We start from the raw sequence: 24,889 nt of genomic DNA, 5'->3' as shown, positions 1-24,889 counted from the left end.
TCATACGATTTGCTGTGTCATCACCTTCGGCTTGGGTGTCATCAATCGCTGGCGAGTTACTTTTCTGTTTGGCCAGAAAATTAACCAATACTGCTTTTGTGTTGCTTTACTGTGCTGCATCTTGGTAACGATGCAGCCTTCTAATAGGTCTGCACTTGACTGGCGCAGAGGATTAAATTTGGCGCTTCGTCGCCGGCTGCGGGATACATTCACGACTCTATAGACGTTCTGTAATATCATGTTACGCTTGAGTATTAATGTGGTAAGCAGGCTGTTGGATACGGAAGGTTATGCAAGATAAGCAAGTACATAAGCATTTATCCACTACGGCATTGGCGCGGACGATTGGTAAAGACAGTAAAGAGCTGTTTATCTTGCTGGCTAATAGCGGTTGGATCGTTAAGGTGGATGGCCATTGGCACTTGACCGAAAAGGGCCGCTTTGAAGGTGGGACTTACGCCAATCACCCCAAGTATGGTGAGTATATTGTTTGGCCCGAATCGTTGCGCCAACACAGCGTCTTGCGTTTGTTGCCAGACGCTCCCTTAAGTGCGCGGAGCTTGGCGCAAAAACTTAACTTGCCGGCGCGTTTAATTAATTTGTTATTGGCCGAGCGCGGCTGGATAAAACGCCACGTGCATGGTTGGCACTTGACCGAGCGCGGCGTCGCCTTGGGAGGGCAACAGCACATCAGCGATACTACCGCGATTCCGTTTGTGACTTGGCCCGAAAGTCTGCTAGAAAACCCACAGCTTAAGTTGGCGGCGCAACAATTAGCCCCCTCGGCCACCACTTGTACTGATGGGCATGAACCCGGTGATGCTGGCCGTGCCTTAATTGATAACTGGCTGTATGTGGCGGGCCTGACTCACGCGGTAGATTACACCTTAGTATTGCCGAGTGGCGCCGGACAGGCAGAGCGGTTAACAGTTGATTTTTATTTGCCGCAACAGCAATTAGCGATTGTCTATTGGGGTAAACCCACAGGGCCCGGCGCACTGGCCGAGCATTTAGATGCTCGCGAAAAATTAAAAACCGCGCATTTTGCCATTATTGAAATCGAATACGATCAATTGGAAAATCTCGATGAAGTATTGGCGCGTGCATTAATGCAACACAGTATTGCTGTTTATTAAATCAGGAGGCGTTATGGCCAGCATATTTACTAAAATTATTGCCGGAGAAATTCCCGGTCACTTTGTTTGGCAAGATGATATTGCCGTTGCCATTATGACCATCGGCCCGTTAAAACCTGGCCATGTTTTAGTCATTCCCCGTGCCGAGGTGGATCACTGGTACGACCTTGATGCCGAGACTATGGCACACCTAACTGTGGTCAGCCAAAAAATCGCCCGGGCGTTGCAGCAAGCGTTTCCGGCCGAGCGAGTAGCGATGATTATCGCCGGTTTAGAAGTACCCCACACCCATTTGCATTTGGTGCCAATGGATAAAATGGAAGAGCTGGATTTTGCCCGAGTGGGGCAGGGCGATCATGTTGAGCTTGCGGCGCAAGCAGAGAAAATCCGTGAGTTTTTGTAGTTAGATTGCCGCTTTCGGCGGGTTTTTGATATGCCAGTGTGGCCGGACGTGGCAAAGCTGGCGTACGGGTTTATGCGTACTTACCCACTAAAATAGGCATACGCTCGGCTGGCTGCTGGAGAATTAAATCCACTTGCTTTATTCGGCTGTCGATTGTAGATCACATGTTTGTCTGAGTGTTGTTTTCGATATCATAATTAAGAGTGTAAACATTGAAAAAAATTGTATTAGTCGTCTTTGTGTTTTTTGTGTTCCATAAGTGGGATGTGATTAACGCTGCGTTAAATCCGCCGCCTGATTATGCTTTAGAGCACGGTGGACAGGTGATCCTCTACGCAACTGATTGGTGTGGCTATTGTGCCAAGGCCAGAAAGTTGATGATTGAAAATAACATTCAGTACGTTGAGTATGATATTGAAAAATCTCAAAAAGGCCGAGAGCAGTACGATAGTCTTGGTGGGAGGGGTATTCCTGTTCTGCTTATTAATGGTGAGGTTGTCAAAGGTTACAATCCCGACAGAATTCTTAAATTGGCAGAGAAAATATAAAAAAATAATTTATATCCATCTGTGATTGGTCCGCTCAAGCCTCTTTTTGGCTCGACCGCCTCCCAGTAGCCAGCCGAGCGGAGGCCTATTTTAGGGGATAAGCAAACAGGATTTTTACGCAAGTCTCATCAGGGCAGGGATGCGCAGAAGCTGCTTTTTCGTTACTTTGATTTTCCCAAACAAAGAAAGCTAACTCGCCACGCTCGGCCCACGGGCATATTAAAAGTCCGCGTTAGCGATGCTCTATGCTCATCTCGAAAAAACTAAAACCCCTGCCAAAAACTCGCCAACGCAAACCCCAAAAACAACACAAACGCCCCGATATGCACCCACTTTAAATTAATGCGCTGCAATATCCAGCGGCCGCATATAACTACCGGCACGTTGGCCAATAACATACCAAGTGTTGTACCTACGATTACCAGCCATGTGGCACTGTATTTAGCCGCAAGTACTACCGTGGCAATTTGGGTTTTATCGCCAATTTCGGCGAGAAAAAACAGAATGCACGTGGCACCAAACGGGCCGAGTGCGGCAAAGCGGCTGTCGCCATCGTCGGCTTTGTCGGGGATGAGCATCCACAGGGCAACAGCTAAAAAGCTGGTGCCAATCATCCACGGCAGCCAAGCGGCGGGAATCAAACCGCCCAACCAGTCGCCGAGCCAAGCGGAGAGACCGTGGTTGATTAAAGTGGCGACTAAAATGCCTAGGCAAATCAGTACCGGGCGGCCATAGCGGCCCACCAACAGCAGTGCCAGCAGTTGGGTTTTGTCGCCCATCTCGGCAATAGCGACCGCGAGGGTCGAGCCTACTAATGCTTCCATATTTTTAAATTTTTGTCGTAAATAAATACCGGGTGTTAATACGGTGTGTACTCCCGCTTTGCGCCATAGGGCAGCTCGGGTAGCTGCTCACCCATTAGAGTCATGGCTTCGACGTAGATTTTCTTAACATCGGGTTTTAAACCCACCGCCATGCGCCGCGATAACATGGTGACCGGAAACAGACACTCTTGGATGCCGGTGACGCACAGCGCTCGTGAGCGACCACGGCGATCTTCGTAAATTTTCCAGGCCAATGCCGGCTCGTCGGTAAGCATTACGTCGGCCAGTATTACCCCCAGTGCTTGCTGCATAAGTTTATCGTCTTGTGCTACTAGGTCGCGGTCGATAATGCGTTGCAGAGCGTTTAGATCTGTTTTGTTGCCGCGAATTGGAGTGCCTAATTGCTCGCGGGTTAGGCGGTCTACACGTTCACGTTGTTGCTGTAAAAAGCTGCCATCGGTCCCGCTTAGTTCACTTATGCTGGGGGCTTTGGATTCTATTTGTGCTGTCGCCCAAGGGCTTAGACAGGCCAGTACTAGTACCATACTGAGACTTAGTTTATTCATTAATAAGCTCCTCTTGCGTGCTGTTGATTTGTCGCTCTGGCTCTTCGGGCCGGGCTTGATCATCTATCAGAGTGATAGGCTCGGGGTGAAGTTCACTTAAAGGCACTGATAACCCGGAGGCGGCGACTACGTGTACGTGGCTGCGGCGCAGTTGGCGCGGTTCGGTAACACCACAAGCATGGGCAATAAGCCCCACGCCGTTAGTCATGTTGCGTTGATAATGCGCGACACGGGTGGCTTTGTTGGTGGGGTCGAGGCCTTTTTGCAGCTTGGGGTTGTGGGTGGTAATGCCGGTTGGGCAGGTGTTTTTGTGGCACTGCATGGCTTGAATGCAGCCCAGCGCAAACATAAAGCCGCGCGCGCTTACGGTAAAATCGGCACCGCATGCCAGCGCCCAAGCAACCTTAGAGGGGGTAATTAATTTACCCGAGGCGATAATTTTAATACGGCTTTTGAGACCGGCCTGAGTCAGTAGGTCGGACACCCAAGGCAGACTTTCTTTGAGCGGAAGACCGACAGAGTCCATCAGAGGTTGCGGCGCCGCGCCGGTGCCGCCGTCGCAGCTGTCTATGGTAATAAAATCTGGTGCGCGATCAATGCCGCGCTCTTTGATATTGTGCACCAGCTCGCGCAGCCAGTCTTTATCACCGATCACGGCTTTAAAGCCCACCGGTTTACCGGTGACTTCGCGGATGTGCTCGAGCATATCCAGTAACTCGTCTACCGAGCGGACATCGGGGTGGCCATTGGGGCTGATGGAGGGGTGCCCGACCGTAATGCCGCGGATTTCGGCAATCTCGGCGTTGACTTTTTCGCCAGGTAAAATGCCGCCTTTGCCGGGCTTGGCGCCTTGGCTCAGTTTGAGTTCGATCATGCGCACGTTATCGTGTGCGGCGATGGCTTTTAAGCGCTCGTCGCTCAGGTGGCCTTCGGCGTCTCGGACACCGTATTTGGCGGTACCTATCTGAAACACTACATCGCCGCCGCCTTCTAGGTGGTAAGGCGACAGGCCGCCTTCGCCGGTATTGATCCAGCAGCCGGCTTTGGCGGCACCGGCGGATAACGCTCGTACGGCGGGGCGCGATAAGGCGCCAAAGCTCATGCCCGAGATATTAAAAATCGAGCTGGTGCTGTAGGGCTGACGACAAAATGGCCCGATTGTGACCTCGGAGGGGAGCGCAGCATCTTGTTCTAGTGTGGGAAATGCCGAATTTAAAAACATCACGCTACCGGTGGGTGATAGATCGCGAGTTGAGCCAAAGGCGATATTGGCATCGACATTTTTGGCCGCACGATAAGCCCACGAGCGCTCGGCGCGGTTAAAGGGCATTTCTTCGCGGTCCATAGCAAAAAAGTATTGCCGAAAAAATTCGCCTAGGTGCTCAAATAAGTAGCGAAATCGACCTATTACGGGGTAGTTGCGGCGTATCGTGTGGCTGCTTTGATTTACGTCTATGATGTAAAGCACGATCACGGTTATGACCAGCGCCAATAACAGCCCAGCGAAGAGCAGCTCGAATGCACTCAGTAGAGTTAAGGCAAAATCGTCGTTTTTCATTAAAAGGCACTTTGGTTGATAATATCAGTGGGTTAAATAGCCGCTGTTAGGCGCGCTTAATGTTAACCGGTTTTAGGTCGCGCTATGATAGGCTTTTTTATGCGCCGCTGCATGCTTGGCTGGGGCGAATTGGTATTTTTACGGGTTAGTAGGGTGAGGTAAAGTGATGCGTGGGTTTTTACTGTTATTACTATGGCTGGTGGTGGTAGTGCAAAGTGCGGTGTTGTATTTAGGCTATGAGCGCGAACAAGCGTTAAGTGCCGAGGTGGCGGCACTGCACGATGAGCTTGCGACGTTAAATAACAATGTTGCTGAGTTGCGCAATAAAGTGGCGGCAATGGAGCAGCAGTCTGTTAGTGCCATGGTGGCTAAGGCCAACAAGGTGATTGTGCAGGGCTGGGATGCGATTATAGATTCGGTTGAGTCGGAGATGGGGCGCGCTCGAGCTGCCTTAACAGAGCTGGATGCAGAGGCAGTCCCAGTGGATGATCAACCAATGCAGCCGACTGAATAACCGGCTACTCAGGTGGTCATGGGTTAAGCCGGCTCGGCGCTTTGGTTTTGCAGAGTTTGTGCTAAAGTGCGCGCTGCAAATATAAGCGTACCGGTGCTCATGGGGCACAACAAAATTTTAATTAAGGGTGGATCATGAAAGCGTTAAAAATAATCTTGGTTATTTTGCTGTTGTTAGTGGCATTAGTGGGTGGCGGGCTTTATTACTTATTTAGCCAGTTGGACTCAATGGTGGTATCGGCTATCGAAAAAGTTGGCTCGGAGGTGACCCAAACCGAGGTGAGAGTTGATCGAGTGAATTTTGAGTTGACTAAAGGTCGCGGCGAAATTTATGGTTTAAGCATCGCCAACCCAGAAGGTTATACCTCTGATAGCGTATTTAAATTTGATGAGGTGGCGCTGCAGATAGAGCCCACGAGTATTGCCGAGCCGGTTATCGTACTTAATGAGGTGCTGATTGACGGAGCTGTGCTAACCGCCGAACACAATGGCGGCGCAGACACTAATATTCAGCAGGTGCTGAAAAATGTGCAGTCATACTTGCCGGCCGATAACCAAACTACGGCAGATGAGGCAGGGGCTGAGGCTGAAGTGCGCTTTATGGTCGAGAAGTTATCGTTTAGCAATATTTCTATGCGGGTGATATCGCCTCAGCTTGAAGATCGTACGGTAAAACTGAACGATATAAAGCGCACTAATCTGGGCAGCCGCAAACAGGGGTTAACCGCTCAAGAGCTGGCGCAAGCGATTGTCCAACCGCTTATAGATGAAGCGCAAGATCGTGTGGAGGGTGAATTAAAGCATCGTGCGGTTGAAGCGGCGAGTAAGGCGTTAGATGAAAACTTGTCTGACTCAGATAAAGAGAAGCTGGATAAAGTTAAAGAGTTGTTTAAAGCAGAGTAGCCGTGACTGGTAGTTGCGTTGTTGTTATAAAAGCCCGTGCAAATTGTGCGGGCTTTTTGTTATGGGGGAGCAGCTAAGTGCCTAGCTGTAAATTGCTCTATAATGGCCGAATGCACTGTGGCCGTATTAGTTGGGTATGACTAACTTAAATGTTTCATCAGCCACCAGCTCGCCCTCGATGCTTAAAGTGATGCGCCACGGGCCCTGTTTGTTCTCGATAGGCGCCCACACGGTATCGCCAATAAAAAAGTTCCAGTCATTTTGCCGAATAAACTCCTCACCACTAAAGGGCGGTAGCGGCGTGCCGTCTGCATCGGGGATATCTGGGTGGTAAATACAGTAGTGCAGCTTTTTGTTTTTTGCTTTTTTAATGTTGGCAATATAGCCAAACTCGATGTCTAGCTCGCAGGGGATCTCGCGGGTGACTTTAAGCAGCTTGGGCAGCGCTTTGGTGTCACTGTCCCAGGGGGTATAAATGCCCCAGCTTTTTAACTTTACTGCAAATTTCTTGTTGGCCATGGTGGTTAAATTTAAAAAACACTTGTATTGGATGGTGGCTAAAACAGCGGCCGCCAATATACACCGGTTGCCGCTTGGCACCAACAGTTCAAGTCGAGATAGCCGTTGCTCGCAAGCTGCGATAAACTGCGCGCTATGAAATGTTTGCTAACAATACTAATAGTGATATTTGTGGGGTTGCAGTACCGGCTTTGGGTCGGTGATGGCAGCTTTGCAGATCGTGCGCGGCTAGAGCGCGAGATAAGCCAGCAAAGCGCCGAAAATTTGCGTATGACCGAGCGTAACCGAGTGTTGGCGGTTGAGGTGGCAGATCTAAAAAATGGCGATGAGATGATCGAGGCCCGCGCCCGTAGCGATATCGGCATGATCAAAAATGGCGAAACCTTTTTTATGACTCACACCCCCGACGATTAGACACCTATGCATTACGACGCCTCCAGCGCCTGCTGGGCAATAGTACCCGCCGCTGGCAGTGGCTCACGCATGGCTAGCCAGACTCCCAAGCAATACCTGCCTATAGATGGTAAACCCGTACTGGTCTATACCCTAGAGCGGCTGTTAGCTGTCCCCGCTATTAAAGGTATCGTGGTTGCTATTGGTCGTGAGGATACGTATTGGCGCGAGCTGGAATTAGCCCATCACGCCAAAGTGCAAACAGTTATCGGTGGCGCCGAGCGGGCCGATTCGGTGCTGCAAGCGCTACAGGCACTGCAGTTGTTTGCCGGCCCTGATGATTGGGTGTTGGTGCACGATGCCGCGCGCCCCTGCGTACAGGTGGCCGACATAGAGCGGTTGCTAGACAAAGTGCAAGGCTCCGATGGAGGCTTATTGGCCACCCCCGTTAACGATACGATCAAGCAGGTAACGGCTGGTCGAGTGATGGCTACGGTTGACCGCCGTCAGTTGTGGGCGGCACAAACCCCGCAGTGCTACCGGCGCCAAGCGCTAGAAGCCGCACTGAGCAGCGCTGCGCGTCAAGGTTTAGCGGTAACCGATGAAACCAGTGCAATGGAGTACACCGGCGCAAGTGCCGTGGTGGTGGAGGGGCGCGCTGACAATTTAAAAATTACCCGACCCGAAGATTTATGGTTGGCGCAGGCGATATTGCGCCATCAGGCCGAGGAGGCATTATGAGAATTGGGCAAGGCTACGATGTGCACAAATTTGGGCCGGGCGACAAAATCGTGATCGGTGGTGTGGTGATACCACATACTCAAGGGTTAATGGCGCACTCCGATGGCGATGTTTTACTCCACGCCCTATGTGATGCGTTGCTGGGGGCCTGCGCGCTGGGTGATATTGGGCAACATTTCCCCGATACCGATCCGCAATATAAAGGTGCCAACAGCCGCGATTTATTGCGCTTAGTTAACCTTAAGGTGCGCGCCACTGGATGGCAGTTGGGCAATGCTGATATGACGATTATTGCTCAAGCCCCGCGCATGGCGCAGCATATTACGGCAATGCGCGAGGCGATTGCCGTCGATTTAGACTGCTCGCTGGCACAGGTAAATGTTAAAGCGACCACCACCGAGAAGCTTGGTTTTACCGGTCGAGAAGAGGGCATTGCTGCCGAGGCGTGTGTCTTAATGAAACCTTTAGTCGGAGCACCGTGTGCCTGAATTATTTGATGTGAATTTTCCGCTCGCCTATGGCGGTTTGTTGGGCGAGGCGGGTTTTCGTACAATCAATGCCGACTTTTTAGTGTTTGAAGAGTTAGGTTTTACGCCCTCGGGCGAGGGTGAACACGTTTTTTTAGAAATTGAAAAAGACGGCGACAACACCGCTTGGATCGCGCGTCAGATCGCCGCACTGGCTGGGGTTGAGACCCGCGATATAGGCTACTGTGGCCTTAAAGATCGCCACGGGGTAACGCGCCAATGGTTTAGTGTGTACCTGCCCAAAAGTGTAGAGCCCGATTGGCAAACGCTACAGACCGATACTTTGCGAGTATTAAATTGTACACGCCACAAACAAAAGCTGCGTCGTGGTCAGCATTTGTGCAATCGATTTAGCATTTGGTTGCGTGGTGTAACCGCAACGCCGGCTGAGTTGGATAAACGTTTACAGCTGATTGCCGAGCACGGCGTGCCGAATTATTTTGGCCCGCAGCGGTTTGGGATAGATAACGGTAATTTAGCCTTGGCTCAGCGGTTGCTGGTCGATCAGATTAAGATCAAAAATCGTCCGAAGCGCTCGATGGCGATATCGGCGGCGCGCTCTTATTTGTTTAACAGTGTTTTGGCCGAGCGAGTACGGCAAAATTGTTGGCAGCTGTTGCTGGCCGATGAAACCCCGATACAGGTGGCCGGACAACCGCTGCCTAGTGGGCCTTTGTGGGGCCGTGGCCGGCCGCTAGTGAGCGGTGCTGCGCTGGAATTAGAGACACAAGTGTTGGCCGATTGGCAGCATTGGTGCGAACCGTTAGAGTTTACCGGCCTTAATCAAGATCGTCGCGCGCTGGTGTCTCGGGTGCAAGATTTAACCTGGTTGTGGGACGGCCGCGATTTACGTTTAGATTTTGCATTGGGAGTGGGTTGTTACGCGACCTCGGTGCTCGCCGAGCTGCTGGCGACCAAGCTCCCAGAGCGACAGTCAGCGCCAGATTAAAACGGCTTTTATGCTATAGTGGCGTCATTAAAAAAAGGCACTAAGCACCAGCTTAGGCCGGTTTAACAGGGGTGAACCGTGAGCAATCTGATACTAGAAGGTGTGGGCATGACCTCGCTACGCACCCGCGAGCGGCTGGTGCAGCGGCTTATGGAACAGGGCGTTAGTGACTTAAAAGTGCTCGACGTGATTCGTAACACCCCGCGGCATTTGTTTTTAGATGAGGCGTTATCGCACCGCGCTTACGAAGATTCCGCGCTGCCCATTGGCTTTGGCCAAACACTGTCGCAACCTTATATTGTGGCTCGTATGACCGAAGTGTTGTTGGGTGCCGCCGGCTCGCTTAAGCGTGTGTTAGAGGTTGGCACAGGCTCTGGGTATCAAACGACGGTATTGGCGCAGCTGGTCGAGCAAGTCTACAGTGTTGAGCGTATTAAACCGTTACAAGATAAAGCCCGCCAGCGATTGCGTCAGCTGGGCTTACATAACGTGATGCTAAGCCACGCCGACGGTGGCTTTGGCTGGCCAGATAAAGGCCCGTTTGATGGTATTTTAAGTACCGCTGCGCCGCGTTTTGTGCCCGAAGACCTTAAACAGCAATTAGCACCCAACGGTGTTTTGGTGATTCCGGTGGGGGATCGTGAACAAAGCCTACATCTTATTTTACGGGTGGGCGACACCGATGAGTTTGTCACCAAAATCTTAGAGCCTGTGCGGTTTGTACCGCTGTTGTCGGGAACCACACGTTAATGTCATCCACTCCGATTATCGCCACGTTGCTTAAAGGCATGGCCATGGGCGCTGCCGATGTCGTGCCTGGGGTGTCCGGTGGCACTATTGCGTTTATTACCGGCATTTATGAGCGCCTCTTGGGCGCACTTAAATCGTTTACCCCAGCGGCGTTGCTAATACTTAAGCGCGATGGCTGGCGAGCCTTTTGGCAGCACGTAGACGGCACTTTTTTGTGTGTATTGTTTGCTGGAGTTTTAATCAGCATCGCCACCCTGGCGCACGGTATCGCGTTTGCCTTAACGAGTTATCCGCTGCAAGTGTGGGGTTTTTTTAGTGGTTTAATTTTGGCATCAACGATTTATATTGGGCGCGGTTTAGCGTGGCGCAATGCGCTGGTACTTGTGGCGCTGATTATAGGTGCACTGGCGGCTATATGGCTCGGCTCGGTTAAGCCCGTTAATATGCCTATTAATACCTTTACCATTTTTGCCGCCGGCGCCATTGCTATTTGTGCCATGATTTTGCCGGGTATCTCGGGCAGTTTTTTACTGCTCATTATGGGAGTGTACCCAGTGGTTATTGCGGCGGTAACGGAATTTAACCTTAAACTTTTACTCACCTTTATGGCCGGTTGTATTGTCGGGTTGTTGTTGTTCTCGCATTTATTGTATTGGTTGTTACAGCGCTACCGGCAGCCCACACTGGCGTTTTTATGTGGTGTGTTGGCAGGCTCTTTAACGATTGTTTGGCCCTGGAAGCAAACCGTTAGTACTATGCTGGACCGCCATGGTGAGTTAGTGCCGCTGGTGCAGCGCAATCTAATGCCGTGGGACTACGAAACAGCAACTGCCGCTAGCAGCGCGTGGCCCAGTGTTTTGGCGCTGTTTACTGCCGCGGTTGTTATGGTTTTTGCGCTGGAATATGGTGCCCGGCAATTACAATCAAAAAATGCCACTAGCGCCAATAACGGTAGCGTTTAAACTGAATGTCGACACCCGCTATATAAGATGAATTTTACATAACGGGTTATTACTAATCGCTAAAGTAAATAAGCCGGCAGGGGTAGTAGGTTGATGAAACAGGCGAAAACATGGGCGCAGATCACACTATGCGATTGGCGCATAAGTCGCCCGTTCGTTATATTGATCACTGTGTGGTTGTGCGCTTGTAGCTCTGCGCCGCCAGCCTCGGTCGCCGATCGGCAACAACCTCCCACCCGAAAAATTTTGCTGCACACCGTTTCGTCAGGCGAAACCCTCTATTCGATTGCTTGGCGCTATGGCTTAGACTTTCGCTTGTTGGCGCGCCATAACGGTGTGGGCCCACCTTATACCATCTATAAGTCTCAGCAGCTGCGGCTGGATATAGATGACGCTTCTAAACGGCAGCCGCCACCATCAATTGCCGCCAATACTCGACGCCCTGTAGCCAATACTCAGCGTCCCGCAAGCACTAGCAGCAATACAACGGCGGTGGCTCAAAGGCCGCGTGTGAGCGTCAATTCGACGCCTAGCGTTAGCGCTACACCTAAAGCAAGCCCGCCACCACGTTCTGAAAATAAAACACCTGCCCCTGCTGCGACTAATCCGCCGCCATTATTAACCGGCGCAGTGCAATGGCGCTGGCCGGCTGATGGTCCGGTAATTGGCAGTTTTAGTAGTTCCAGTGGGTTAAATAAAGGTATTGATATTGGCGGTAAAGTAGGTGACTCTGTAATGGCAGCCGGTGCTGGGCGCGTTGTATACGCAGGCACCGGATTGCGCGGGTATGGTAAGTTGGTGATCGTCAAACATAACGAGACCTTCCTCAGTGCCTACGCACATAACCAGGCACTATTAGTCAGCGAAGGGGATAGCGTAAAAGCCGGTCAGCAAATTGCTAAATTAGGTTCTAGCGGTACGGATAAACATAAATTACATTTTGAAATACGGCGCGATGGAAAGCCTATAAATCCGTTAACGTATTTACCGAAACGTTAAAGAGTTTACGAGTTAACCAACACTATTCATCGTCGCTTACAGTTAACGGATCAGCTGCTTAGGTTGGGTGATCAGTTACTTAAATTAAATGTAAGTTAAGTTGAACGTGAGCCACAGCCCGTGGCTATGGTACCGCTGGATATATTGTCGTCTAAGAGAGGCGACAAACTCCGGTATGGATCCTGAAGGGGGCGTAGCATGCCAGTACAAAATAGGGAAATAATAAAAACTAAGCGCGACGAGCAAGTCTTTGCACACACGGATATTGCCGCCATCGTACTTGATGACCAACCTCAACCCAGCACCGCAAAAAAACGAAAACCCACACCCGATCGATACCCCAGCGATACCTCATCGCTTGATGCGACTCAGATTTACTTAAATGAAATAGGCTTTTCACCGCTGCTAACTGCAGAGGAAGAGGTGTACTTTTCGCGTAAGTCATTAAACGGTTGCGAAGCCTCACGCAAACGAATGATCGAAAGCAATTTACGTTTGGTGGTAAAAATATCGCGCCGTTACGTTAATCGTGGCATGGCACTACTCGACTTAATAGAAGAGGGCAATCTCGGTTTAATTCGCGCGGTAGAAAAGTTTGACCCAGAGCGCGGGTTTCGTTTTTCCACCTACGCCACGTGGTGGATCCGCCAGACTATTGAGCGAGCGATCATGAATCAAACTCGCACTATCCGCCTGCCGATCCATGTTGTTAAAGAGCTTAACGTTTACTTGCGCGCCGCGCGCCAGTTAACGCAAAAACTTGATCACGAGCCGTCAGCCGACGAGATCGCCCAAATGTTGGAAAAACCGGTCAGTGATGTGGAGCGAATGTTAGGTTTAAACGAACGAGTGACTTCGGTTGATACTCCTATTGGCAACTCATCGGATCGGACGGTTGTCGATACTATTACTGATCAAAAAGAATCCAATCCTGCCGTTTTAACGCAAAATGACGATATTAAAGACAGCTTAGATTTATGGCTTGACGACCTTAGCGAAAAACAACGCGAGGTGCTGGCGCGCCGGTTTGGCTTGCGTGGTCATGAGGTGGGCACGTTAGAGCAGGTTGGCCGAGCCATTGGCTTAACTCGCGAGCGAGTGCGGCAAATACAAGTTGAGGGATTGCATAGACTGCGTGACATTATGGAAAAGCAAGGTCTTAGTAGTGAGAGTTTATTTGGAGTTTAAAGGTTAATACTCTCAATCCGAGCCATAAAAAAACCGCGCATTAAGCGCGGTTTTTTATGGCTGCTAGGAGCGCTTAGCGCTCTAAGTATTGCAGCTTATCTTCCACGCCATCCCATTCTTCGGCATCTTCAGGGGCGTCTTTTTTCTCGGTAATATTGGGCCATACCTCGGACAGCTCGGCGTTAAGTTCTAGGTACACCGCTTGCTCTTCGGGTAGTTCATCTTCCGAGAAGATAGCATCTACCGGACACTCTGGCTCACACAGGGCGCAATCAATACATTCATCTGGGTGAATGACCAGAAAGTTGGGCCCCTCGTAAAAACAGTCAACTGGGCAAACCTCGACACAGTCTGTGTGCTTACATTTAATGCAGTTATCCCCAACTACGAATGTCATTGTGCGACTCCACGATTACAGGTGCTTGTGCGAAAGGGGGGCATTTTACCAGCATTCTCAGTTTTTGGTAGATCATATTGTCATGAATTAAGCTGTTTTAGGCGGTATAGAGCCTCTAATGCCTGCCTTGGGGTTAATTCGTCGGGGTCAATCTCTGTTAACGCCTCGATTGCAGGGTTGTTGGGCGCGTCAAATAAACTCGGCTGCAAAGGTGATGCTTGAAGGGCGCTACTTGCAGTGGGTGCTGGTCGCTGGTTGTTTTCGAGCAAGCTCAGTTGTTCGGCCGCGCGTTGCAGTACGATGGTTGGGATTCCCGCCAGTTTGGCCACTTGGATCCCGTAGCTTTTACTGGCTGGCCCTTCTTGTACTTTATGTAAAAACACAATGTTGTCTTTGTGCTCGGTGGCATTGAGGTGGACATTGGCGATATCTGGCAGGCTGGTCGGTAGCTCGGTTAACTCAAAGTAGTGGGTGGCAAACAACGTAAAGGCGCGCACGTTTTCGGCTAGGTGGCGAGCGCAAGCCCATGCGAGTGCCAGGCCATCAAAGGTGCTGGTGCCACGGCCAATCTCATCCATCAGTACTAGGCTGCGGTCGGTGGCGTTGTGCAAAATATTGGCGGTTTCGGTCATCTCTACCATAAAGGTTGAGCGGCCACCGGCCAAATCATCGGACGAGCCAATACGAGTAAAGATGCGGTCGACTAAGCCAATTTTTGCGCTGCTGGCGGGTACAAAACAGCCCACATGTGCCAGCAGGGTAATTAATGCAGCTTGGCGCATATAGGTTGATTTACCCCCCATGTTGGGGCCGGTAACAATCAGCATTCGGCGCTGATCGTTAAACTCTAAATCGTTGGGGACAAACGGCCCGTCCAAGACCTGCTCGACGACTAAATGTCGGCCGGCGTTAATTGATAGCCCTGGAGTATGAACCAGCTCGGGACGGCACAGCTCTAGATTGATGGTGCGCTCGGCAAAGTTAGTCAGCACATCCAGTTCGGCTACGGCGGCGGCCGAGTCTTGCAGCGGAATTAAGTGTGCGTTAAGTTCTTCTATTAAGGCTTCATATAAAGCTTTTTCACGGCTTAAAGCTCGGCTTTTGGCCGATAGCGCTTTGTCTTCAAACTCTTTTAGCTCTGGGGTAATAAAGCGCTCGGCGTTTTTTAGGGTTTGTCGGCGCTGGTAATCGACGGGCAGTTCGGTGGTTTGTGCCTGTGCGCGGCTTAGCTCTATAAAATAACCGTGCACTCGGTTATAGCCCACTTTAAGGGTGTTAATGCCGGTGCGTTCACGCTCGCGAGTTTCTAAATCTACCAAGTACTGGCCGGCGTTGTTGCTGATATTACGCAGCTCGTCCAGTTCACTGTCGTAACCTTCAGCAATCACACCGCCTTCGCGGATCACTACCGGTGGGTTTTCGACCACGGCGCGCTCGAGCAAATCGACCAGTGTCGGAAAGGTGTTAATCAGTTGCGCCAGCTCAATGAGTCGGGATGACTGACAGGCTTTAAGTGACGCTTGTAGCTCTGGGTAGCAGGCGAGCGATGCACCTAAACGGGATAAATCGCGGGGGCGCGATGAGCGCAGTGCCAGCCGACCCAAAATGCGTTCCATGTCGCCAATACGTTTTAACAGCTCGCGCACCGGCTCAAACTTATAGTTGTCGGTGAGTACGCTTAACGCATCTTGGCGTTGCACTAATATATTCATATCGCGCAGTGGTCGGTTTAACCAGCGGCGCAATAAGCGTGCACCCATCGCGGTGGCTGTGCGGTTAAGTACCGCAAATAATGTGTTCTCATCGCCGCCGGTGAGGTTGATATCAATCTCTAGGTTACGACGGGTTGCCGCGTCTAGCGCGACTGCTTCGTCGCGGTTTTCAAACGCCAAGCCACGCACGTGGGGTAGATCGGTGCGCTGAGTTTCGCGCGCGTAACCTAATAGGCAACCGGCGGCGGCAATCGCACTGTCTAAATGGTCGCAACCAAAACCAGATAAATCTTGTGTGCCAAACTGGCGCGCTAATAAGCGCTGGGCGGATTCTAGCTCAAACTCCCACGGCCCGCGGCGGCGCACGCCTTTACGATTCTCGGTCAGCTCGGGCAGCATTAAATCGTCGCTGACCAACAGCTCGGCGGGGTTTAAGCGCTGTAACTCGCCCGTTGCGGCATCGAGCCCATCTACTTGGAGCACTAAAAAGCGGCCGCTGGCCATATCCAGCGAGGCGATACCGTAAGTGTTTTCATGGCGATGGAGCGCAACTAATAAAGTATCGCGACGCTCGTCCATTAAAGCTTCGTCGCTGACGGTGCCTGGGGTTATTACCCGCATTACCTTGCGCTCAACCGGTCCTTTACTGGTGGCTGGGTCGCCAATTTGCTCACAAATTGCCACCGACACACCGGCTCGCACCAAGCGCGCTAAATAACCTTCGGCTGCGTGATACGGCACTCCGGCCATGGGGATAGGTTCGCCGCCAGATTTCCCGCGTGCGGTTAAAGTTACATCCAGCAGTTCCGAGGCTTTCTTTGCATCGTCAAAAAATAGCTCGTAAAAATCCCCCATGCGGTAAAACACCAACTCGTTGGGGTGCTCTGCTTTGATGCGTAAATACTGCGTCATCATGGGGGTATGGGCGGTGGCGTCTGGCTTGGCGGTCGTATTTGAAGACATAATTTCCAATACTTGTGTGCGGGTTAGCGGGAGAACAGCTGGGCATTTTACGGCAATCACTATGGACTTGCACTGCGCGAGTACGGAGAATACCTTATGCCTATTCTTACGCGTTAAGCGTGCTTAACCTGCAGTAATAAGAGAGACAAAAATGCCTGAGTTGACAGCCAGTTTGACACTACCGCATTTGGCGGCCGAGTTAGGCGCTTATTTAAGTGCGCGAGGCTGGCAGGTGACGGCGGCTGAGTCGTGTACAGGCGGTGGTGTTGCCAGCGCGATAACGGCAACTCCGGGGTGCTCACAGTGGTTTGAAATGGGGTTTGTGACCTATGCCAATAGTGCCAAGGTGCGTTTGCTGGGCGTTAGTGAAACCACTTTGGCAGATGAAGGAGCAGTAAGTCGTGCGGTGGTAGAGCAAATGGCGCTTGGCGCTAAAGCGGCCAGTGGGGCTGATTTAGCGGTAGCCGTTAGCGGTATTGCTGGTCCCAGTGGCGGTACACGAGATAAGCCGGTGGGTACTGTGTGGTTTGGGTGGGCCGATGCCGCGGGTAACGTTAGCTCTGAGTGCTATGTTTACCAAGGAGATAGGGAGCAAGTGCGGCATCAGGCCTGCGTGACAGCGCTGCGAGAGCTGGTTAGATTGGCGAAAGTGTAAAAACTACTGTATAAATCAATAGTACTGTTTTCTTGTACAGTATTTTGCTGTATGCTCGTCAACATAGCCTGGCAGTCATGGTTGGATAATAAGCCCCGCGCATTAAAACTGCGTACTAAAATTGGGCATAACGATAACAGGCAACAAGCAAATTTTTGAATTTAACGTTGAGGTGTGTCAAATGGATGCGAATAAAGAAAAAGCGCTACAAGCGGCTTTGAGCCAGATCGAACGCCAGTTTGGTAAAGGTACTGTAATGCGCATGGGTGACCGTGAGCATGTGGCGATTCCGGCTATTTCTACCGGCTCGCTTGGGTTGGATGTCGCGCTGGGCATTGGCGGCCTACCCAAGGGCCGAATTGTCGAAATTTACGGGCCTGAATCATCCGGTAAAACCACCTTAACGTTGCAAGTAATCGCCGAGGCGCAACGCGCTGGTGGCAACTGCGCCTTTATTGATGCCGAGCACGCTCTTGACCCTATTTACGCTGAAAAATTAGGCGTAAAAGTTGATGAGCTGATTATCTCGCAGCCCGATACCGGTGAACAAGCACTGGAGGTGTCGGACATGCTGGTGCGCTCTGGTGCAGTAGATGTCTTGGTTGTCGATTCGGTGGCGGCGCTAACACCTAAGGCCGAAATTGAAGGTGAGATGGGTGATCATCACGTAGGTTTGCAGGCGCGTTTGATGTCACAGGCACTGCGTAAAATTACCGGCAATATTAAAAACGCTAACTGTTTGGTGATTTTTATTAACCAAATTCGTATGAAAATCGGTGTGATGTTTGGTAGCCCCGAAACCACCACCGGTGGTAACGCACTTAAGTTTTACTCGTCGGTACGTTTGGATATTCGTCGTATTGGTTCGGTTAAAGATGGCGATGAAGTTACCGGCTCTGAGACCCGAGTTAAAGTGGTGAAAAACAAAGTGGCGCCGCCCTTTAGGCAGGCCGAGTTTCAGATTTTATACGGTGAGGGGATTAACCGTTTAGGCGAGGTGTTAGATTTTGGCGTCAAGCTAGAAATGGTTGATAAAGCAGGCGCTTGGTATAGCTATAACGGCGATAAAATAGGTCAAGGTAAAAACAATGTGGTTAAGTTTTTACAAGAAAATCCCGAGATAGCCAAAGAACTTGAAGCCCGAGTACGGGCCGAGTTGCTAGGAACAGCGAAAAAACCGCTTGAAGCCGAAGTGGAGCAGGAGCAAGAAGCTTAACCGTCGTTGCAAATTGTCAAAAAAGCCGCAGATTTGCGGCTTTTTTGTATCTTGAGTTTTCTGCCGAGAGCATTAATACGCTTAAAAGCTAAAAGCTAAAAGCTAAAAGCTAAAAGCTAAAACATTAACGCTAACAAGACTGCAAAAGCGCTAGGACAATAACGTGGATACCGACATCACTCCAGAGCAATTAACGGCCAAGATTCGCAATAGCGCTTTGGGCTCGCTTACCCGACGTGAGCACTCGGCATACGAGTTACGGCAAAAGCTTATGCAAAAATTTGCCGACCCGCAACGAGTCGATGAAACCCTAGCGTGGGTTTGCGAGTTGGGTTATGTAAACGATGAACGTTACGCGGGTATGTTTGTGCGCAGCGCTATTGCCAAAGGTCGAGGGCCCGAGCGCATAGACCGAGAGCTGCAACAAAAAGGCGTAGCGAGCACCTTAATTGCCGATGCCTTGGCCGCGAGCGAAGCCGATTGGCTGAGCCTAGCCGAGGATGTACTTAAACGTAAGTTTCCGCGTCCGGCGGTAGATTACAAAGAAAAAGCCAAACGGATGCGTTTTTTACAGTATCGGGGTTTTTCTATAGCGCACATCAACGACTTGATGTGGTAAGTCATACCGAGCATTAATGTCGAGCAAAACGACATTGTATTTTTTCCTTTAGCTGCCCGATAAGTGCCAGTAGCAGGCCACTGCAAGCGCCGTAAATGTGTGCGATAGACACTACCGGCCCAGCAATTAACGCCTCTGTCGCGTTATTGCCAGTGGGAATGATTTGTTCGTAACACAATTTAATAATAACGGCGATAAACCCCACCCACGCGGCGGGTTGGTTTTTCCAGCAAAGTGGCACCAAGCCAAACACCAGTAGCCCATGTAAAACGCCCGACAAGCCCACGTAGTAACTAATGTTGGGCTGCCAAAGGTAGAGTGCCAAAGAAATACCGAGGCCGATAAGCGCGCCGGCTGACAGCCAGGCGAGCCGACTACGCTCGGCTCCCAACCAAAAAATAATCAACCAAAGCGCGGTTATGTTAAGCAGTGCGTGAACCACATTAAGGTGTACGGCATGGGCGCTAAACAAGCGCCATAAGTGCCAGTGTTCTATGGCGGAACGCTGGTATTGTAATATGGGATTGATGCTTGTATGTATGACGGCGAGCGTCAGCAATAGTAAACTGCTTACGAGTATCAAAAGTGCGGTTGAAACGGGTCTTGGGTGCATGGCGTTACTATAGCGCTACCGCCGTGTGAATGCAGCCAGTGTTTGGCTGGTGTGACGACAGCGAGCACCAGCTTAGCGCATTGACTCTATACGTGTAGATTACGACAAACCGTAGACCGGCTGCCCACTAACTGGCATAATCAGCGCCCAAATTTCTTACACATGCTTGGGTTACCTTCCTGCTACGGAAACTCCCGCCTATATAAGCGTGCGCCTATCATCCCGAATGACCCAGAGGACTGTTATGCAACCATCGGTGAAACCGCAAAACCCTAATTTCTCATCCGGCCCTTGCAGCAAGCGCCCAGGCTATGACGTAACCCAGTTGGACCTTGCCACTTTAGGCCGCTCGCATCGCTCAAGCTTAGGTAAAGCGGCGTTGGGACGTGCCTGTGAGCAAACCGCTAAAATGCTGGGCCTGCCTGAAGGGTATCGGGTGGGTATTGTTGCCGGCTCTGATACCGGCGCAGTCGAAATGGCGATGTGGTCATTGCTCGGACAGCGCCCAGTAGATGTTATGCAGTGGGAGTCGTTTGGTAAAGGCTGGCTGACTGATGTCACCAAGCAGCTTAAGCTAGATAACGTAACCGCACTCGAGGCCGATTACGGCCAGCTGCCAGATTTGAGCAAACCTAATTTTGACCACGATGTTATTTTTACTTGGAATGGCACCACCTCGGGCGTGAAAGTACCCAACGGTGATTGGATTGCAGACGACCGCCAAGGGTTGACCATTTGTGATGCTACCTCGGCCGTATTTGCCATGGATATGCCGTGGGAGAAACTCGACGTTATTACCTTTAGCTGGCAAAAAGTATTGGGCGGTGAGGGTGCTCATGGAGTGCTGATTTTAGGGCCGCGTGCAGTTGAACGGTTAGAAAATTACACCCCACCTTGGCCAATGCCTAAACTGTTCCGCATGACCAAAGGTGGCAAGTTGATCGATGGTATTTTTGAAGGGGCAACGATTAATACGCCTTCTATGTTGTGTGTCGCAGACTATTTAGATGCGTTGGATTGGGTTGAGTCAATTGGTGGTGTTAAGGCCTCAATTGCTCGCAGTGAAGCGAATTTAGCCGTGTTGGAAAAATTTGTTGCCGCCAATGATTGGATCGATTTCTTGGCCACCGATAAGTCGGTTCGCTCAAACACCAGTGTGTGTTTTACTCTTGATGCCAGCGAAGCACAGGTTAAAGCTTTGGTTAAGTTACTCGATAGCGAAGGTGTTGCTTACGATATTGGAGCTTACCGTGATGCGCCTCCAGGGCTGCGGATTTGGTGTGGCGCGACAGTGGAGGCGGCCGATTTAGAAGCGCTGCTACCTTGGTTAGAGTGGGGCTACAAAGAAGTCACGGCGTAACTACTTTTAGTGTGCACCGGTAAACACTCGGAACCTTTTTAAACGCACAGATTTGGGAAGCATCATGTACAAAATTAAGACCTACAACAAAATATCAGAGAAAGGCTTGAATCGTTTTGACCCGAGTAAATATCAGGTCGCCAGCGATATCGACATGCCCGACGGCTATATTTTACGCAGTCATAAATTGCACACAGAGGTGCTGCCCGAGTCGGTGAAAGCCGTAGCTCGCGCCGGTGCCGGTACCAACAACGTACCGGTTGCCGATTACACCAAAAAAGGTGTCGTGGTATTTAACGCTCCCGGTGCTAACGCTAACGCGGTAAAAGAGCTGGTAGTTGCTGGCATGTTGCTGGGCTCGCGGGGCATTATCCCAGGCATGAACTGGGCGCAATCGCTAACCGAGATGACCGATGCGGCCGAGATGAGCGCACTGATGGAAAAACAAAAATCCAACTTTGCCGGTAGCGAATTAACCGGCAAGACGTTGGGGATTGTTGGTTTAGGGGCGATTGGCTCTTTGATCGCTGATATTGCACTAGCATTGGGTATGAACGTAGTGGGTTACGATCCTGCGTTGTCGGTCGAGGCTGCGTGGCGTTTACCGAGCCGAGTGGCTCGCGCCGAGAATTTACAGTCGCTATTGGCGCGCTGTGATTACATTACTTTGCATGTGCCCGCCATCGAGGCGACCCATCATTTGATTAACGAAGAGTCGTTAAAGTCGGTGAAAGAGGGTGCCGTGCTGCTTAACTTTGCTCGTGATGCTATCGTCGATGCCGAGGCTGTAGTGCAAAGCTTGGATGCTAAAAAGCTGCGCATGTACATTTGCGACTTCCCAGAGCCTGTTTTATTGCAGCGTGAAGATGTTTATGCCATGCCGCATATTGGTGCTAGCACTGCCGAGGCCGAAGAAAACTGCGCGATTATGGGCGCGGATCAACTGATGGATTACCTTGAAAATGGCAACATTAAAAACTCGGTAAACTTTCCGACGGTACAGTTGGATCGCTCGGGTCAGGGTGCGCGCATTACCTTCTGCAACGATAATGTCTCGGGGGTATTGGGGCAGGTGTTGTCGGTACTGGCCGATAACAGCGTTAACGTGGTGGATATGGTAAACAAAAGTCGTGGCGATATTGCTTACAATATTGTTGATGTTGAGGTGGCGCCAAGTGCCGATGTGTTGCGTGCTATTGAGCAGGTTGAACACGTTGTACGAGTACGCGCTATCGTTTAACTCAGAGGCCTTGACGTGTATAAGTTGGTGTTTTTTGTGCCAGACTCGCACCTAGAGGTCGTTAAATTGGCGGTGTTTTCCGCCGGTGCCGGCAAAATTGGTCATTATGATCAATGTTGCTGGCAAACGCTGGGAGAGGGACAGTTTCGGCCCCTTGCCGGCAGCCAGCCTTTTACCGGTACGGCCCAACAGCTTACCCGCGAGCCCGAGTGGCGAGTCGAGCTGGTTTGCGATGCAGAACATATCCGCGCTGTTAAACACGCGCTAATTTCAGCCCACCCCTTTGAAGAACCCGCCTACGATATCTGGCAGCTTGCCGATGTCTGATGCCCGCTGGCGCGCGTTAGTGCGGCAACTACAGCCTTTAGAAACTTTGCGGCAGTACTGTCCTACCGTAGGCGAGGCGGCCGTACTTGTTGGTCTAATCGAGCGGGGCGACAAGGTAGAGGTCCTTCTTACCGAGCGCGCGGCGCATTTACTCAATCACCCCTCTGAGGTGGCATTTCCGGGTGGTAAGTTCGAACCGGGTGATCGTGATCTTATAGCCACAGCCTTGCGCGAGGCTCACGAAGAGACCGCTTTAAGTCCCGACCGCGTGGCTTTGCTGGGTGCGTTGCCGGCCATACATACTCGCGCCGGAGTTAAGGTGACCGCGGTGGTGGCGCAAATTGCTCCTGGTGTTGCACTGACAGCTGACCGGTCCGAGTTAAATGCAATTTTTTACGCTCCTTTGGCATTGTTTCAAGCGGCGCGCGCCGATTATTTTGATCACATCGAACGGGCTGGGGTGCAGTATCAAACCCCCGCTTATTGTTGTGCTGGTTATAATATTTGGGGTTTAACGGCGGTGCTGGCGACCCAAGTGGCTGGCTATTTTTTGGTCAATACGACTTAGCTCGATATTACTAAAGTTGTCCTATAATCAGGCGAAGCCATCAGGTATGATCGTAAGAGGAATGCTTTAGACCCGATAACAAAAAATGGGAGTTAGGCGGTATGACTTTAGATTATAATCGCACAGTGGTTGAGGTTTTCACCGAGACTTGTCGTAAGTTTGCCGATAGCCCGGCGTTTACCTGCCTAGGTCATACCTTGACCTTTCGTGAAGTCGAGCAGCTGTCCGGTCGTTTTGCGGCATTTTTGCAGCAGCAAACTAATTTAAAGCCTGGCGATCGTATCGCTGTACAGTTGCCTAATGTGTTGCAGTATCCGGTGGTTGTGTTTGGTGCTTTGCGCGCTGGTATGATCGTGGTTAACACAAATCCCTTGTATACCTCGACAGAGCTAAAACATCAGCTGACAGACTCCGGTGCCCGAGCGTTGGTGGTGTTGGCTAACGTTGCCGGTGCTGCGGCCGAAGTGGTTGCCGAGACTGATGTCGAAGAGGTGATTGTTACCGAACTTGCCGATTTGCATCCACCGTTAAAGTCACTGCTGATTAACTCGGTGGTTAAGTACATTAAAAAAATGGTGCCGCCGTTTAGCTTTTCATCGAGCCGCTCATTTAAATCGGTGATGAAAACCGCGAGCGCCGATTTTCAGCCGCATCACGCGACCCCAGAAGATGTGGCGGTTTTACAATACACAGGAGGTACTACCGGTGTAGCCAAGGGTGCGATGCTTAGCCACCGCAATTTAGTGGCTAATATGCTGCAAGTGAATCAGCAGATGGGCGACGTGTTTCGCACCAATCAAGATATCTTTATTGCGCCTTTACCGCTGTACCATATTTACGCTTATACGATTCATTGTATGTGTGCATTTTCGCTGGGTAACGAAAACATCTTAATTCCCAATCCTCGTGATATTCCCGGCTTTGCTAAGGCGCTAAAAGGCGTGCCATTTACCTGTTTTGTTGGCCTTAACACATTGTTTAATGCCCTGTGCCGTGATGAGAATTTTAGAGCGTTGGATTTTAGTCATATGCGCTTGTCATCGTCAGGCGGAATGGCGCTAACTCAGCGTGCAGCTAAAGAGTGGGAGAGAGTCACCGGCACCCCGGTATGTGAAGGTTATGGTTTAACCGAAACGTCACCGGTAGTAAGCATTAACCCACGCTATGGTATTAGGTTGGGTACGGTGGGGCTGCCTGTGCCGCAAACCGAGGTTAAGGTGATTGCTGAAGATGGCGCCGATTTACCCTTGGGGGAAACGGGCGAGCTGTGTGTGCGCGGCCCGCAAGTGATGAAAGGTTATTGGCAGCGCCCAGAGGCGACCGCTAAAACGATTGACGATCAAGGCTGGCTAAAAACCGGTGATATAGCCATGGTTGATAATGATGGATATATTAAAATTGTCGATCGTAAAAAGGACATGATTAATGTTTCGGGTTTTAAAGTATTCCCTAATGAAGTTGAAGATGCGCTAACAGAGCACCCCGATATTGTCGAGGCTGCTGTGGTTGGTATGCCAGACGAAGAAAGCGGCGAGTTGGTAAAAGCCTTTGTGGTTAGTATGAATTCGGCTTTAACCGAGCAGGACGTGCGTGATTTTGCGCGTAAGTCGTTAACTGGCTACAAAGTTCCAAGTTCGGTTGAGTTCCGCGATGAGCTGCCCAAAACTAATGTAGGTAAAGTACTGCGCCGCGAGCTTAAATAAAAAGCTTTTAACCGCTAGATTAATTAATACTAATACG

Annotated in this window: 28 protein-coding genes; 21 read left to right on the top strand and 7 right to left on the bottom strand. The window is 50.8% G+C overall.

Going from position 1 to position 24,889, the window contains the following annotated elements; genetic code table 11:
• Positions 1–290 precede the first annotated feature (290 nt).
• The 3 genes from GILYN3_RS07040 to GILYN3_RS07030 all read left to right on the top strand — a co-directional run bounded on the left by GILYN3_RS07040 (position 291) and on the right by GILYN3_RS07030 (position 2,087).
• Positions 291–1,136 carry a hypothetical protein gene (locus GILYN3_RS07040; RefSeq protein ID WP_049722180.1) on the top strand — a complete coding sequence of 282 codons (846 nt, stop codon included), beginning with the start codon at positions 291–293 and terminating at the stop codon, positions 1,134–1,136.
• A 13-nt stretch (positions 1,137–1,149) separates the two neighbouring features.
• Positions 1,150–1,539, top strand: coding sequence for an HIT family protein (locus tag GILYN3_RS07035; protein WP_049722179.1), 390 nt, complete (start codon positions 1,150–1,152; stop codon positions 1,537–1,539).
• Between the two features lie 212 nt (positions 1,540–1,751).
• The gene (locus tag GILYN3_RS07030; protein WP_049722178.1) at positions 1,752–2,087 is read left to right on the top strand and encodes a glutaredoxin family protein; all 336 of its coding nucleotides are present in this window, start codon (positions 1,752–1,754) and stop codon (positions 2,085–2,087) included.
• Positions 2,088–2,350: 263 nt separating this feature from the next.
• Here the strand turns inward: GILYN3_RS07030 and GILYN3_RS07025 are convergent, their stop codons facing one another.
• Genes GILYN3_RS07025 through GILYN3_RS07015 form a run of 3 tightly spaced genes read right to left on the bottom strand, consistent with a single transcriptional unit; the run spans position 2,351 to position 5,035 of the window.
• Complete coding sequence (locus GILYN3_RS07025; RefSeq protein WP_049722177.1) at positions 2,351–2,911, bottom strand: TMEM165/GDT1 family protein; 561 nt, start codon at positions 2,909–2,911, stop codon at positions 2,351–2,353.
• A gap of 35 nt (positions 2,912–2,946) precedes the next feature.
• The gene (locus GILYN3_RS07020; RefSeq protein ID WP_049722176.1) at positions 2,947–3,477 is read right to left on the bottom strand and encodes a DUF3806 domain-containing protein; all 531 of its coding nucleotides are present in this window, start codon (positions 3,475–3,477) and stop codon (positions 2,947–2,949) included.
• Complete coding sequence (locus GILYN3_RS07015) at positions 3,470–5,035, bottom strand: FMN-binding glutamate synthase family protein (protein ID WP_049722175.1); 1,566 nt, start codon at positions 5,033–5,035, stop codon at positions 3,470–3,472. Before GILYN3_RS07015 ends, GILYN3_RS07020 begins: the two co-directional genes overlap by 8 nt.
• A 163-nt stretch (positions 5,036–5,198) precedes the next feature.
• Here GILYN3_RS07015 and GILYN3_RS07010 point away from each other — a divergent pair, with 163 nt between their 5' ends.
• Together GILYN3_RS07010 and GILYN3_RS07005 are read left to right on the top strand one after the other, a co-directional pair.
• Positions 5,199–5,549: a hypothetical protein gene (locus tag GILYN3_RS07010; protein WP_157484864.1), complete on the top strand. Its 351-nt coding sequence runs from the start codon at positions 5,199–5,201 to the stop codon at positions 5,547–5,549.
• Between the two features lie 134 nt (positions 5,550–5,683).
• Positions 5,684–6,451, top strand: a complete 768-nt coding sequence (locus GILYN3_RS07005) for a hypothetical protein (RefSeq protein WP_049722173.1) — start codon at positions 5,684–5,686, stop codon at positions 6,449–6,451.
• Positions 6,452–6,577: 126 nt separating this feature from the next.
• Here GILYN3_RS07005 and GILYN3_RS07000 read toward each other — a convergent pair whose 3' ends face one another.
• Entirely contained in the window at positions 6,578–6,970 is a 393-nt protein-coding gene (locus GILYN3_RS07000) for a DUF3859 domain-containing protein (protein WP_049722599.1), read from the bottom strand.
• A gap of 135 nt (positions 6,971–7,105) precedes the next feature.
• Here GILYN3_RS07000 and GILYN3_RS06995 point away from each other — a divergent pair, with 135 nt between their 5' ends.
• The 8 genes from GILYN3_RS06995 (at position 7,106) to rpoS (ending at position 13,479) form a co-directional block, all read left to right on the top strand.
• Entirely contained in the window at positions 7,106–7,384 is a 279-nt protein-coding gene (locus GILYN3_RS06995; RefSeq protein ID WP_049722172.1) for an FtsB family cell division protein, read from the top strand.
• A 6-nt stretch (positions 7,385–7,390) separates the two neighbouring features.
• The gene (gene ispD / locus GILYN3_RS06990) at positions 7,391–8,104 is read left to right on the top strand and encodes a 2-C-methyl-D-erythritol 4-phosphate cytidylyltransferase (protein ID WP_049722171.1); all 714 of its coding nucleotides are present in this window, start codon (positions 7,391–7,393) and stop codon (positions 8,102–8,104) included.
• Positions 8,101–8,592, top strand: a complete 492-nt coding sequence (ispF, locus tag GILYN3_RS06985; RefSeq protein ID WP_049722170.1) for a 2-C-methyl-D-erythritol 2,4-cyclodiphosphate synthase — start codon at positions 8,101–8,103, stop codon at positions 8,590–8,592. The genes ispD and ispF overlap by 4 nt, the downstream gene beginning before the upstream one ends.
• Positions 8,585–9,580, top strand: coding sequence for a tRNA pseudouridine(13) synthase TruD (gene truD, locus GILYN3_RS06980; RefSeq protein ID WP_049722169.1), 996 nt, complete (start codon positions 8,585–8,587; stop codon positions 9,578–9,580). The genes ispF and truD overlap by 8 nt, the downstream gene beginning before the upstream one ends.
• A 108-nt stretch (positions 9,581–9,688) precedes the next feature.
• Positions 9,689–10,330, top strand: a complete 642-nt coding sequence (locus GILYN3_RS06975; protein ID WP_049722168.1) for a protein-L-isoaspartate(D-aspartate) O-methyltransferase — start codon at positions 9,689–9,691, stop codon at positions 10,328–10,330.
• Positions 10,330–11,292: a DUF368 domain-containing protein gene (locus tag GILYN3_RS06970; RefSeq protein ID WP_049722167.1), complete on the top strand. Its 963-nt coding sequence runs from the start codon at positions 10,330–10,332 to the stop codon at positions 11,290–11,292. The genes GILYN3_RS06975 and GILYN3_RS06970 overlap by 1 nt, the downstream gene beginning before the upstream one ends.
• 246 nt (positions 11,293–11,538) lie before the next feature.
• Positions 11,539–12,291 carry a peptidoglycan DD-metalloendopeptidase family protein gene (locus GILYN3_RS06965; RefSeq protein ID WP_232305521.1) on the top strand — a complete coding sequence of 251 codons (753 nt, stop codon included), beginning with the start codon at positions 11,539–11,541 and terminating at the stop codon, positions 12,289–12,291.
• Between the two features lie 198 nt (positions 12,292–12,489).
• Entirely contained in the window at positions 12,490–13,479 is a 990-nt protein-coding gene (gene rpoS / locus GILYN3_RS06960; RefSeq protein ID WP_049722165.1) for an RNA polymerase sigma factor RpoS, read from the top strand.
• A gap of 73 nt (positions 13,480–13,552) precedes the next feature.
• Here the strand turns inward: rpoS and fdxA are convergent, their stop codons facing one another.
• The gene (gene fdxA, locus GILYN3_RS06955) at positions 13,553–13,876 is read right to left on the bottom strand and encodes a ferredoxin FdxA (RefSeq protein WP_049722164.1); all 324 of its coding nucleotides are present in this window, start codon (positions 13,874–13,876) and stop codon (positions 13,553–13,555) included.
• Positions 13,877–13,956: 80 nt separating this feature from the next.
• Entirely contained in the window at positions 13,957–16,551 is a 2,595-nt protein-coding gene (gene mutS / locus GILYN3_RS06950; RefSeq protein ID WP_049722163.1) for a DNA mismatch repair protein MutS, read from the bottom strand.
• Positions 16,552–16,702: 151 nt separating this feature from the next.
• Here mutS and GILYN3_RS06945 point away from each other — a divergent pair, with 151 nt between their 5' ends.
• From GILYN3_RS06945 to GILYN3_RS06935, 3 genes are all read left to right on the top strand, one after another.
• Entirely contained in the window at positions 16,703–17,206 is a 504-nt protein-coding gene (locus GILYN3_RS06945; protein WP_049722162.1) for a CinA family protein, read from the top strand.
• Positions 17,207–17,387: 181 nt separating this feature from the next.
• Positions 17,388–18,422: a recombinase RecA gene (gene recA / locus GILYN3_RS06940; protein WP_049722161.1), complete on the top strand. Its 1,035-nt coding sequence runs from the start codon at positions 17,388–17,390 to the stop codon at positions 18,420–18,422.
• 163 nt (positions 18,423–18,585) lie between these two features.
• On the top strand, positions 18,586–19,041 hold the full coding sequence (locus GILYN3_RS06935; RefSeq protein WP_198147295.1) for a regulatory protein RecX: 456 nt from the start codon (positions 18,586–18,588) through the stop codon (positions 19,039–19,041).
• A 13-nt stretch (positions 19,042–19,054) separates the two neighbouring features.
• On the opposite strand, the gene rrtA is transcribed toward GILYN3_RS06935, so the two are convergent.
• Entirely contained in the window at positions 19,055–19,600 is a 546-nt protein-coding gene (rrtA, locus tag GILYN3_RS06930) for a rhombosortase (RefSeq protein WP_049722160.1), read from the bottom strand.
• Between the two features lie 298 nt (positions 19,601–19,898).
• On the opposite strand from rrtA, the gene GILYN3_RS06925 reads away from it, so the two are divergent.
• The 5 genes from GILYN3_RS06925 (at position 19,899) to GILYN3_RS06905 (ending at position 24,852) form a co-directional block, all read left to right on the top strand.
• On the top strand, positions 19,899–21,014 hold the full coding sequence (locus tag GILYN3_RS06925; RefSeq protein WP_049722159.1) for a phosphoserine transaminase: 1,116 nt from the start codon (positions 19,899–19,901) through the stop codon (positions 21,012–21,014).
• 64 nt (positions 21,015–21,078) lie between these two features.
• Positions 21,079–22,254, top strand: a complete 1,176-nt coding sequence (locus GILYN3_RS06920; protein ID WP_049722158.1) for a phosphoglycerate dehydrogenase — start codon at positions 21,079–21,081, stop codon at positions 22,252–22,254.
• A 15-nt stretch (positions 22,255–22,269) separates the two neighbouring features.
• Positions 22,270–22,581 carry a Nif3-like dinuclear metal center hexameric protein gene (locus GILYN3_RS06915; RefSeq protein ID WP_049722157.1) on the top strand — a complete coding sequence of 104 codons (312 nt, stop codon included), beginning with the start codon at positions 22,270–22,272 and terminating at the stop codon, positions 22,579–22,581.
• Entirely contained in the window at positions 22,574–23,149 is a 576-nt protein-coding gene (locus GILYN3_RS06910; protein WP_049722156.1) for an NUDIX hydrolase, read from the top strand. Before GILYN3_RS06915 ends, GILYN3_RS06910 begins: the two co-directional genes overlap by 8 nt.
• A gap of 101 nt (positions 23,150–23,250) precedes the next feature.
• Entirely contained in the window at positions 23,251–24,852 is a 1,602-nt protein-coding gene (locus tag GILYN3_RS06905) for an AMP-binding protein (protein ID WP_049722155.1), read from the top strand.
• The last annotated feature ends 37 nt before the right edge of the window (positions 24,853–24,889 follow it).

The organism is Gilvimarinus polysaccharolyticus, from assembly GCF_001187555.1.
Classification (GTDB): Bacteria; Pseudomonadota; Gammaproteobacteria; order Pseudomonadales; family Cellvibrionaceae; genus Gilvimarinus; species Gilvimarinus polysaccharolyticus.
This window is presented reverse-complemented; position numbering and strand designations above follow the sequence as displayed.